Genomic DNA, 11,483 nt, shown 5'->3' with positions numbered 1-11,483 from the left:
TTGATATGAACGTTAACTTATACATGATTTTAAAATTTAGATAGGTGGTAGAAATAAATTGGCAACTACAAAACCATATAGAGTATTACTATATTACATGTACACAACAATTGAAAATCCAGAAGAATTTGCTGAACAGCATTTAGAATTTTGTAAATCACTTGAGTTAAAAGGAAGAATTCTTGTAGCGACAGAAGGAATTAACGGAACTTGTTCTGGAACTGTTGAGCAAACAGAGAAATACATGGAAGCAATGAACAATGATCCACGTTTTGCTGGAATCGTTTTTAAAATTGATGAGGCAGATGAACATGCATTTAAGAAAATGCACGTACGCCCTCGTCCAGAGTTAGTTACACTTCGTCTAGAAGACGACATTAATCCGAAAGAAATAACTGGTAAATATTTAGAGCCAACAGAATTCTATGAGGCAATGAAACAAGAAGATACAGTTATCATTGATGCACGAAATGATTATGAGTTTGATCTAGGTCACTTTAAAGGTGCGATTAAACCGGATATTGAATCATTCCGTGAGTTGCCAGATTGGATTAGAGAAAACAAAGAAACACTTGAAGGTAAAAAGATTTTAACATACTGTACAGGCGGAATTCGTTGTGAGAAGTTTTCTGGTTGGTTAGTTCGTGAAGGTTACGAAGATGTAGGTCAGCTTCACGGCGGTATTGTAACGTACGGAAAAGACCCAGAAGTACAAGGTGAGCTTTGGGATGGACAATGTTACGTGTTCGATGAGCGTATCTCTGTACCAGTAAACCAAAAAGAGCATGTTATCGTTGGTAAAGACCACTTTACAGGTGAACCTTGTGAGCGCTATGTAAACTGTGCAAATCCAGAATGTAATAAGAAAATTTTATGTTCTGAAGAAAACGAAGCGAAACATTTACGTGCATGTTCTCATGAATGTCGTGTACACCCACGTAATCGTTATATCGTTCAACACGAATTAACTGAAGAGCAAGTAGCTGCTGCATTAGAGAAAATCGAAGCAGGGAAGTAAGCTAAATTATTGTAATAAAAAAGTACTCCAAATTTTATTTTGGAGTACTTTTTTTACTATGTGTTTTTTATCAGTTTTTGTCGGTAAGTCGATATATCTTAAAAATCGCTGATATAATTTGAGTTGCGCCGATATATTCGAAAAATCGCTGATAAAAATTTCATTTACTGAAGCGTACCACATATTTGTAATTTGAAAATAACTTTCTTTACTTCCTATCATCTTTCTCTTTAACAGCAGAAAGTACAGTTTGTTTTACCCATGATTTTCTTCGTTTATGTTGTAGACTCCATTGGTATAAACTTTGCGCACCTAAAATAAGTGAAATGACTATGCCGCTAATTGCTATTAAAAGCGCGAAAAATTCAAGTGGAGACGAGATTTTGTTTGAATCGGTGTTTCTTAAAAGATCAATCATAGTAAACCCTAACATTTGGCCTACTACAGAGTAGAGCGTTAAAATTAATAGTAAAAGGCTATCTTTTTTAGAAGCGACATTTTCTTGATATTTAAACAAACTATCAAGATTTTGTTTTGCATTCGAGTATAGTACTTCAATGTTAAATAGATTTCTTAAGCGGAAGAAAATATCTTCACTCTGTGATTGGGATACTAACTCTAAAGAGAAGTAATTTGCTGTAAATGAATTGATTGAATAAATTAATTTCTCTATTTCATTTGTATCTTGTTCAATGTTAAGTTCAGCATAAGCGTTTGCCATTTTTAATAAAACAACTTTATGAAATAGATTTAATAACAAAGCGTAATAAAACTCCCCGTACATTTGACTAGCAAGTTTAGCGATTGCTTGCTCACCTTCATTTGTTATACATGTAAAAATATGTTCTTCCATAACAAAGTGGCGATTAGGAGCCCATCTTTGATAAGAATGTTTTGTTAAATAATCTTGAATATAAGGGATGTTATTTGCGCTAATATACGGATTGCCATCGTCTGTTAATCCGGAAAGACTGGAAGTTCGGTATACATCGATTATATGAAGGTCTGACTCTTTATTCACGGATAATAAAGTTTGTACATACATTCTTTGGTCTTCAAAGAAAGGAAAGGTTTGAAAGTAAGAGCTCCGCAATCTCTTTTTCTCAAAGAAGTCTGTTACACCATGAAATAAATCACCGAATATAAGTTTTTCCACTTGTGAGTATTGTTTTCCGTTACATTCAATACAAATAGTCTCGTTTGTATCATTTTTAGTCTCAAGTACACGGAAGCGGGCGGCGAATTCGATTGCTTCTGATAATGTCATGTTTGGAGCGGTTTCTACTTCTGTCCGAATTGTTAAGAAGCCAAGCTCATAAGGGCAAAGTGTTACATCAATAGAATGAATCTTGAATGGAACAGAAATCAAATTTGTTGTTAAATGTCCAGTTAAGTTAAGGTCTTTAGAATAGCGTTGTAATCCTTTTTGATGCTCTGAGTGAGGAAATAGAATTTTATTTGTAAATGAAAGATAGTATGCTTCCATATTTTGATGTGAAACTTGAAACTTTCCGTAGTATGTATTTTCATTTTCAAGATGATCGAGTCGAAAAGGACGGAAATCATTTTTCTGTAAGAAAGGGAACATATTTTGTTCATATCCAGTTTTAAAAGAAAACGGGAATATAAATTGAAATATAGCTGTTGTCACATCTTTTTCCTCGATTGTTTGTATTGCCTCCATTTACATTGTTTCCTTTCCATATATGCTATAAAAACAACATACCCAAATTTATTTGAAAATAACCACTGTTTTATACTCGATTAAGAATGAAAATTCAGCTTATTTAGTAGGGGACATGTATAATGTTATGTATATTAAATGTTATAAAATTGTATTTTGAAAAGGGGGATGTTGTATGCGTATTTTAGTATTAGGAGCTGGTGGCGTCGGAGGCTTTTTTGGAGGTCGATTAGTCGAAAAAGGAGAAGATGTTACGTTTCTTGTCCGCAGTAAAAGAAAACAGCAATTAGAGGAAAGGGGACTTGTTATTCGTAGTGTTAACGGGGATTTTTCCTTCCAACCGAAATTAATAACGAAAGAAGATCGAACTTCTCCGTTTGACGTTATTTTATTTTCAACAAAAGCGTATCACTTAAACGAGGCGATTCAAGATTTGAAGCCGTTTGTAGGTGAAAATACTGTCATCATTCCATTGTTAAATGGTATTGCTCATTTATCACTATTACAAAAGGAATTCGGCGTGGAAAAAGTAATTGGCGGTTTATGCTTTATCGAGACGACGTTAAACGATCAAGGAGAGATTGTACAAACGAGTGTTGCCAACAGACTTGTATTTGGAGAAATGAAGTCTCAAGATTCAGAGAGAATAAAGCATATTTCTAAAGCATTTGCAGGTACGAAATCTAGTTTTGTTTTAAGTGAAAATATTATGCAAGATATGTGGCATAAATATTTATTTATTACTGTAATGTCGGGTGTGACGACATTAATGCGTGCAGCGATAGGACCGATTCGCGAAAGTGAAGGTGGACGCGATTTTATCCAAAACTTATTTGAAGAATGTGTGCAAATCATGAGATCTATGAAAGCTCCAGTTAAGGATGGAATTGCCCAAGAACATATGAAAAAAATTGATAAAATTTCGTATGATATGAAGTCATCGATGCAGCGTGATATGGAAAAAGGTTCGTTCGTTGAAGGCGAGCACATACAAGGATACTTACTAGATGTAGCGGAACAATTTTCTATAGAAGCACCATTATTAGGGGCAGTATATCAAAATTTGAAAGTGTATGAAGAAATGACCTTTAACAGATCAGCAATACAATTGGATGTATGAAAAAATAAAAAAGAAAGCAATATATAAGTGTATTGCTTTCTTTTTTATGACAAATTATTTATTTCTTTTCGTTCTATCTGTCAAATTTATTTCCTGTTCACGTTTACCGTATAATTGATTAATTTCATTTGCTAATGCATCTAAATAGGAATCGGAAAAAATAGGCTTCTTTTCTTTAGACATATGAGTCTCCTTTATCGATTTTTTAGTATTCATTATGTATATTTACCAGCGGATTATGCGCAATCATTTAAATTTTTTCTTTTTAAAAATTTTTGTTTACATTTTGAAAATAAAGGAGTATTATAATCCACAGTTTCAATTTTCTAAATCGCTGAAACCGCATGGTGCGGGGGACCCGTTCTTATGGATTAGTACTTAATCCAATGGGGTGAATCCTTGAAAAAGGTAGGGCTACTCATAGGCCCGAATCCGACAGCTAACCTCGTAAGCGTTATATTGAGAAGGAAGGTGGAGCTTGTGCGACAAAAAAAATAATGTCTACAAGTCTATTTCGTTATGGCTTGTAGACATTTTTTGTTTTCTGAAGAAATCGTTTACCCGCTGTAACTAGCAGAAAAGTTCGTACAAAATTATTGGAGAGTGGACAGCAGTGGTTTCATCAATCAAAAGGTTTTTAATTGGAAGGCCGTTAAAATCAACTGAGTTAGGAGAGCAAAAGCTTAATAAAACGAAGGCGTTAGCTATTTTATCTTCTGACGCATTGTCATCGGTCGCATACGGACCAGAGCAAATATTAATCGCACTAGCAGGCCTAGGAGCAGTAGCTTATTGGTATTCTATTCCTATCGCTGTTGGGGTATTAGTATTATTGACAGCCCTTATTTTATCTTATCGACAAATTATTTTTGCTTATCCGCACGGCGGGGGCGCATACGTAGTATCAAAAGAAAATTTAGGGATGAATCCAGGGCTAATAGCTGGAGGATCTTTATTAGTCGATTATATTTTAACTGTTGCAGTAAGTGTATCAGCAGGTACAGATGCGCTTACATCAGCTTTCCCTAGTTTACATGCACATAATGTAATCATTGCGATTATATTTGTTATATTGATTACTATTTTAAATTTAAGAGGGGTAACGGAATCAGCTTCCGTTTTAGCATATCCTGTTTATTTATTCGTTTTAGCACTATTTATATTAATTGGTGTAGGTATTTATAATATTATAACTGGTCAAGTTTCACCGACATTACATTCACCGATTGGAACACCAGTTGCAGGAATTAGTTTGTTTTTACTGTTACGAGCATTTGCTTCAGGAAGCTCTGCTTTAACGGGTGTTGAGGCAATATCTAACGCAATTCCAAACTTTAAGGATCCTGCACCTAACAATGCAGCGAAAACATTGCTCGCAATGGGTGCATTACTTGCAGTTTTATTTTCAGGAATTGTTTTCTTAGCTTATTATTACGGAATTAATCCAAGTAAGGAAGTAACAGTTGTTTCACAAATTGCTGAACAAACTTTTGGACGTAATTTCATGTACTATTTTATACAGGGTACAACTGCTTTAATATTAATTCTTGCTGCTAACACAGGGTATTCTGCATTCCCGCTATTAGCAGTTAACCTTGCAAAAGACAAATTCATACCGAGAATGTTTACGATTAGAGGAGACCGCCTAGGTTACTCAAACGGTATTATTATACTTGGAATTGCTTCGATTATTTTAATTGTAGCTTTCCAAGGGCAAACAGAACATTTAATTCCGTTATATGCAGTAGGCGTATTTATTCCGTTTACACTCTCTCAAACGGGGATGGTATTAAAATGGCTTCGTGAAAAACCTGAAGGATGGGCTTTGAGATTAACGGTCAATTTAATTGGTGCAGTCATTAGTTTTATTGTAATGAGTATGTTCTTTTTAACTAAGTTCGCACAAGTTTGGTCAATCCTTATTTTCTTACCTGCCATCATCTTCTTGTTCCATAGAATTAAGAAGCATTACGATGCAGTGGGTGATCAATTAAGTTTAAAAACTTGTGAGCCACTTGTTCCAATTGAGGGAAATGTAATTGTTGTTCCTGTAGCTGGTATGACGCATGTAGTAGAAAATTCATTGAACTATGCGAAGGCTCTTTCAGCAGATCAAGTTATTGCTGTATATGTTGCTTTTGACAGAGAAGAGGAAAAGAAATTTGAAGAGAAATGGAAGAAGTGGCAACCTGAAGTAAGGCTTGTTACCTTACATTCTCATTATAGAAGTATTATTCAGCCACTAACAAAGTTTATTGATACAGTACAATATAAAGCGAGTGAGTCAAATTACCGAGTTACTGTAGTTATACCACAGTTCATTCCGAAAAAAGGTTGGCATAACATTCTTCATAATCAGTCTAGTTTACTCATTCGTGCGTATTTACTCTATAAAAGAAATGTTGTTATTACGACAGTTCCATATCATTTGAAAAAGTAAGAAGATTTTTTAAGGATAGCTTTACGAAAGTGAAGCTATCCTTTTTGTGTATACACTATGCATAATTGCATACGGGTCTGGAAGATATATCAATATAATTTTTGTATCTATGAATAAGTAGAGGTTTTTGTTGTGATATATGGATATTTCAATTGAAAAAGTGAAGTGGATTATATTTTGAAATAAGGACAGGAAAGCTTGAAAATAAAGGGAATGAAAATACTTCTTTACGTTATATAAATAGCTGTGTTTAAATGACCTTACAGTACAAAACTTACATGAAAACAAAACGGAATTTCATATTTACGTACGTTATTTAGTTTAAAATGAATAATATTTTTATGTAATATATTCACTGTGTGAATGTGAGAATGGCTATAAAATAGAAATTTTATACAATATTATTCATACTAATCACATATGAAATGTTTTATAACAATAAGTAAGTACTGTAGCAATAAAAGTTGGGAGAGGTGGTTCGTACATGGATCGCGGTGAGAACGTTCTCTATTTTAACCATCTCAAACTATATGCAAGAAAATAGAATAATAAAATGCGATAGTAATAGTTGCTAATACATAGGAGGAGTTAAAGTGAAAAAGACTTTAATTACAGGGTTATTGGTTACAGCAGTATCTACGAGTTGTTTTATTCCTGTAAGCGCTTACGCTAAGGAAGGGCAAACAGAAGTGAAAACAGTATATGCACAAAATGTAATTGCTCCAAATACATTATCCAATTCAATTAGAATGTTAGGATCACAGTCACCGCTTATACAAGCATATGGACTAGTGATTTTACAGCAGCCAGACATTAAGGTGAATGCGATGAGTAGTTTGACGAATCATCAAAAGTTTGCAAAGGCAAATGTAAGAGAGTGGATTGATGAATATAATCCGAAGCTAATCGATTTAAATCAAGAGATGATGAGATATAGTACTAGATTTAATAGTTATTATAGTAAGCTCTATGAACTAGCAGGAAACGTCAATGAAGATGAACAGGCAAAAGCAGATTTTACAAATGCATATGGAAAATTACAATTGCAAGTACAAAGCATCCAAGAGAGTATGGAGCAAGATTTATTAGAGTTAAATCGATTTAAAACGGTATTAGACAAAGATAGTAGCAACTTATCACTTAAAGCTGATGAAGCAATAAAAACACTGCAAGGATCAAGTGGAGATATTGTGAAATTAAGAGAAGATATTAAAAGAATTCAAGGAGAAATCCAAGCGGAATTAACGACTATTTTGAATAGACCTCAAGAAATTATTAAAGGTTCTATTAATATCGGTAAACAAGTATTTACAATTACAAATCAAACTGCGCAAACGAAAACAATTGATTTCGTTTCTATCGGTACTTTAAGTAATGAAATTGTAAATGCTGCAGATAGTCAAACGAGAGAAGCAGCTCTTCGCATTCAGCAAAAGCAAAAAGAGCTACTACCACTTATTCAAAAGTTATCACAAACTGAAGCAGAGGCGACACAAATTACATTCGTTGAAGATCAAGTAAGTAGCTTTACAGAACTAATCGATCGTCAAATTACAACTTTAGAAACGTTATTAACGGATTGGAAAGTTTTAAACAATAATATGATCCAAATTCAAAAGAATGTTGAAGAAGGCACATATACAGATAGTAGTTTACTTCAAAAACATTTCAATCAAATTAAAAAAGTAAGTGATGAAATGAATAAACAAACGAATCAATTTGAAGATTACGTTACAAACGTTGAAGTACATTAAAAATAAGTAACGATATAGGGAGAGAAGAAAAATGACAAAAAAACCTTATAAAGTAATGGCTCTATCAGCACTTATGGCAGTATTTGCAGCAGGAAATATCATGCCAGCTCATACGTATGCAGCTGAAAGTACAGTGAAACAAGCTCCAATTCATGCGGTAGCAAAAGCTTATAATGACTATGAAGAATACTCATTAGGACCAGAAGGCCTAAAAGATGCAATGGAAAGAACAGGTTCAAACGCTTTAGTAATGGATCTGTACGCTTTAACAATTATTAAACAAGGGAATGTTAACTTTGGTAATGTATCCTCTGTTGATACGGCTTTAAAAGGGAAAGTAATTCAGCACCAGGATACAGCTAGAGGAAATGCGAAACAATGGTTAGATGTATTAAAGCCGCAGCTTATTTCAACGAATCAAAATATCATTAACTACAATACGAAATTCCAAAACTATTATGATACGTTAGTTGCTGCGGTGGATTCGAAGGATAAAGCGACTCTTACGAAAGGGTTAACTAGATTATCAAGTAGTATTAATGAAAATAAAGCGCAAGTAGATCAGTTAGTAGAAGACTTAAAAAAATTCCGAAACAAAATGACGTCCGATACGCAAAACTTTAAAGGTGATGCAAATCAAATTACATCTATATTAGCTAGTCAAGATGCTGGAATTCCGCTTCTGCAAAATCAAATTACAACGTACAATGAAGCAATTAGTAAATATAATGCAATTATTATCGGTTCATCTGTTGCAACAGCACTAGGACCAATTGCAATTATCGGTGGTGCAGTAGTTATTGCTACAGGTGCAGGAACGCCGCTAGGAGTCGCATTAATTGCAGGTGGTGCCGCAGCTGTAGGCGGTGGTACAGCTGGAATCGTATTAGCGAAGAAAGAACTTGATAATGCACAAGCTGAAATTCAAAAAATAACAGGACAAGTTACAACTGCTCAATTAGAAGTAGCTGGGTTAACGAACATTAAAACACAAACGGAGTATTTAACAAATACAATTGATACTGCAATTACAGCGTTGCAAAACATTTCAAACCAATGGTACACAATGGGATCAAAATACAATTCTTTACTTCAAAATGTAGATTCAATTAGTCCAAACGACCTTGTTTTCATTAAAGAAGATTTAAACATTGCGAAAGATAGCTGGAAAAACATTAAAGACTATGCAGAAAAGATTTATGCTGAAGATATTAAAGTAGTAGATACGAAAAAAGCATAATCGGATACGAATCGTTAGAGCGTTAAGTATTGATGAGTGATTTGAAGCTCCTGTTCAGTTGTGAGCAGGAGCTTTTTATACCCTTATAAAGAAAATAGGTGAAAAGTATGCAGAAACGATTTTATAAAAAATGTCTTTTAACGTTAATGATTGCTGGAGTGGCAACGAGTAACGCATTTCCTTTACATCCTTTTGCAGCAGAACAAAACGTAAAAACATTGCAAGAAAGTGCGGAAAATTATTCGCTAGGGCCAGCTGGATTCCAAGATGTTATGGCGCAAACGACATCGAGCATATTTGCAATGGATTCATATGCAAAATTAATTCAAAATCAGCAAGAGACTGATTTGAGTAAAATAAGTTCCATTAATAGTGAGTTTAAAGGAAATATGATTCAGCACCAAAGAGATGCAAAAATTAACGCAGCGTATTGGTTAAATTATATGAAGCCTCAAATTATGAAAACAGATCAAAATATTATTAATTACAATAATACTTTTCAAGCGTATTATAATAGCATGCTAGTAGCGATTGAACAAAAGGATAGTGGAAAATTAAAAGCGGATTTAGAAAAGTTGTATGCGGATATTGTAAAGAATCAAAATGAGGTAGATGTATTATTAGGGGATTTGAAAGCTTTTCGCGATAGAATGGCGAAAGACACAAATAGTTTTAAAGAGGATACAAATCAATTAACAGCAATTTTAGCAAGTACGAATGCTGGCATTCCAGCTCTAGAGCAACAAATAAATACATATAACGATTCAATCAAAAAGAGTAATGATATGGTCATTGCTGGTGGCGTACTTTGCGTAGCACTAATAACATGTCTTGCTGGCGGACCGATGATTGCGATTGCGAAAAAAGATATCGCAAATGCAGAAAGAGAAATCTCCAATTTAAAAGATAGAATTTCTGGCGCACAAGCTGAAGTGGCAATATTGACAGATGTAAAAAATAAAACAACAAATATGACTGAAACAATTGATGCAGCAATTACAGCATTGCAAAATATATCAAATCAATGGTATACAGTAGGGGCAAAGTATAATAATTTACTGCAAAACGTAAAAGGAATCAGCCCTGAAGAATTTACCTTCATAAAAGAAGATTTACATACAGCGAAAGATAGCTGGAAAGATGTAAAAGATTATACAGAAAAATTACATGAAGGCGTGGCGAAGTAAACAGTGGACTAGTTCCGCTGTTTATTTTTTTATCCTGTTTTTTGTGAGAGTTGGACTTGTAATTTGATATATAAATTTTCTGTGTTTTTTATCTATGTTATTAATAACATTTAGACAAATTGATACTAATAACATAGATGAATTTCTGATGGGGTACCATCAGAAAAATGGGGATTTACAACGCTAAGTCCATTTTTAAGCCGATCCCCTCATTTTTAACCATGTTAAGAAAGTTTCAATGGTCTTAAAGAATGTAACGAGATCATTTTTTGAATTAAAATGGTATTCTCCAAGTAAATTAAAGAGTAATTATTAAACAAAGTAAAGGTAGAAGTTGAAATAAGTAAATTGTTTTCAATCTTATAAAATATATTATTTTTGTATAAAAATAATATATTTTATAGCTCTTTTTTATTATTAGTGTAATACCCTAATCATTTGCAGCAGAATAGGGAAAAAAGATACCCTAAGGTGCCTTCCTCCGAATTGATATTAACCATGTTAAATGCTTGCCGGTGCATCGATTGAAACATTGATAGTAGTAGGACTTCCGAAAATAGAGATTTTTACAGCATCAACTACTATCTCATTGCTATCTTTATTTGATTCATTTCCTTCAACCATTCTATCTAGTTTGTCTGACCATGTTAACCCTGTAGCTTTTATCATGGCTTTAACAGTGTCTAGGTCTGGAGCGCCATTATATAAAATACTGTTAATTGTTTTATCATCTCTTCTCAGGCTCACACTAACCCATTTAGCTTCTGATGTACTATCTTCAGCTTTTGTGTAATAAAAACGATGAGTTTCAGTGCTTTCTTCATATTCAAGATTAAAAGGTAGTATTTGAATACCTTGATTAACTGAATCGTCTTTAATATTGTTGTAGTTTTGCAGATATTGATCTGTAGTCATATCCTGAAATGCTAATTTCCCTTTTGGTTTTGTTTCATCCTTTTTGTATGTAGGTTCAGATGACTTTGATTCAGTTGTAGTTTTCTCATCTGGGTTACAAGCAACCATCCCCATAAGTAATGCGC

At 33.7% G+C, this 11,483-nt stretch carries 9 protein-coding genes and 1 riboswitch; of the genes, 6 read left to right on the top strand and 3 right to left on the bottom strand.

The features are described 5' to 3' along the window. Positions 1 to 58 precede the first annotated feature (58 nt). Positions 59 to 1,018, top strand: a complete 960-nt coding sequence (trhO, locus tag RBB48_RS20475; RefSeq protein ID WP_000246241.1) for an oxygen-dependent tRNA uridine(34) hydroxylase TrhO — start codon at positions 59 to 61, stop codon at positions 1,016 to 1,018. Between the two features lie 208 nt (positions 1,019 to 1,226). Here the strand turns inward: trhO and RBB48_RS20470 are convergent, their stop codons facing one another. After that, positions 1,227 to 2,702, bottom strand: coding sequence for a hypothetical protein (locus RBB48_RS20470; protein ID WP_306008005.1), 1,476 nt, complete (start codon positions 2,700 to 2,702; stop codon positions 1,227 to 1,229). 175 nt (positions 2,703 to 2,877) lie between these two features. On the opposite strand from RBB48_RS20470, the gene panE reads away from it, so the two are divergent. Further along, positions 2,878 to 3,822 (top strand): 2-dehydropantoate 2-reductase, encoded by a 945-nt coding sequence (panE, locus tag RBB48_RS20465; RefSeq protein ID WP_088063009.1) that lies wholly within the window; start codon positions 2,878 to 2,880, stop codon positions 3,820 to 3,822. A gap of 54 nt (positions 3,823 to 3,876) precedes the next feature. Here the strand turns inward: panE and RBB48_RS20460 are convergent, their stop codons facing one another. After that, the gene (locus RBB48_RS20460; RefSeq protein ID WP_000031869.1) at positions 3,877 to 4,005 is read right to left on the bottom strand and encodes a hypothetical protein; all 129 of its coding nucleotides are present in this window, start codon (positions 4,003 to 4,005) and stop codon (positions 3,877 to 3,879) included. Between the two features lie 139 nt (positions 4,006 to 4,144). Next, a riboswitch (cyclic di-AMP (ydaO/yuaA leader) is annotated at positions 4,145 to 4,291 on the top strand. 144 nt (positions 4,292 to 4,435) lie between these two features. Here RBB48_RS20460 and RBB48_RS20455 point away from each other — a divergent pair. From RBB48_RS20455 to nheC, 4 genes are all read left to right on the top strand, one after another. Then, the gene (locus RBB48_RS20455; protein ID WP_088082839.1) at positions 4,436 to 6,262 is read left to right on the top strand and encodes an APC family permease; all 1,827 of its coding nucleotides are present in this window, start codon (positions 4,436 to 4,438) and stop codon (positions 6,260 to 6,262) included. Between the two features lie 593 nt (positions 6,263 to 6,855). Then, positions 6,856 to 8,016 carry a non-hemolytic enterotoxin NHE subunit A gene (nheA, locus tag RBB48_RS20450; protein ID WP_046959101.1) on the top strand — a complete coding sequence of 387 codons (1,161 nt, stop codon included), beginning with the start codon at positions 6,856 to 6,858 and terminating at the stop codon, positions 8,014 to 8,016. Between the two features lie 31 nt (positions 8,017 to 8,047). After that, positions 8,048 to 9,256 (top strand): non-hemolytic enterotoxin NHE subunit B, encoded by a 1,209-nt coding sequence (nheB, locus tag RBB48_RS20445; RefSeq protein ID WP_087982994.1) that lies wholly within the window; start codon positions 8,048 to 8,050, stop codon positions 9,254 to 9,256. Between the two features lie 107 nt (positions 9,257 to 9,363). Further along, positions 9,364 to 10,443: a non-hemolytic enterotoxin NHE subunit C gene (gene nheC, locus RBB48_RS20440; protein WP_061673168.1), complete on the top strand. Its 1,080-nt coding sequence runs from the start codon at positions 9,364 to 9,366 to the stop codon at positions 10,441 to 10,443. 501 nt (positions 10,444 to 10,944) lie between these two features. On the opposite strand, the gene RBB48_RS20435 is transcribed toward nheC, so the two are convergent. Then, the gene (locus RBB48_RS20435; RefSeq protein ID WP_088063012.1) at positions 10,945 to 11,472 is read right to left on the bottom strand and encodes a hypothetical protein; all 528 of its coding nucleotides are present in this window, start codon (positions 11,470 to 11,472) and stop codon (positions 10,945 to 10,947) included. Positions 11,473 to 11,483: the final 11 nt, after the last annotated feature.

The organism is Bacillus sp. MMSF_3353 (assembly GCF_030733445.1).
In the GTDB taxonomy this organism is placed as follows: Bacteria; Bacillota; Bacilli; order Bacillales; family Bacillaceae_G; genus Bacillus_A; species Bacillus_A wiedmannii.
This window is presented reverse-complemented; position numbering and strand designations above follow the sequence as displayed.

What these genes read in the sequence shown, in the direction of transcription:
- RBB48_RS20470 (WP_306008005.1), bottom strand. Translation starts at nt 2,702, where the DNA reads ATGGAGGCAATACAAACAATCGAGGAAAAAGATGTGACAACAGCTATA.
- panE (WP_088063009.1), top strand. Translation starts at nt 2,878, where the DNA reads ATGCGTATTTTAGTATTAGGAGCTGGTGGCGTCGGAGGCTTTTTTGGA.
- RBB48_RS20460 (WP_000031869.1), bottom strand. Translation starts at nt 4,005, where the DNA reads ATGTCTAAAGAAAAGAAGCCTATTTTTTCCGATTCCTATTTAGATGCA.
- nheB (WP_087982994.1), top strand. Translation starts at nt 8,048, where the DNA reads ATGACAAAAAAACCTTATAAAGTAATGGCTCTATCAGCACTTATGGCA.
- nheC (WP_061673168.1), top strand. Translation starts at nt 9,364, where the DNA reads ATGCAGAAACGATTTTATAAAAAATGTCTTTTAACGTTAATGATTGCT.
- RBB48_RS20435 (WP_088063012.1), bottom strand. Translation starts at nt 11,472, where the DNA reads ATGGGGATGGTTGCTTGTAACCCAGATGAGAAAACTACAACTGAATCA.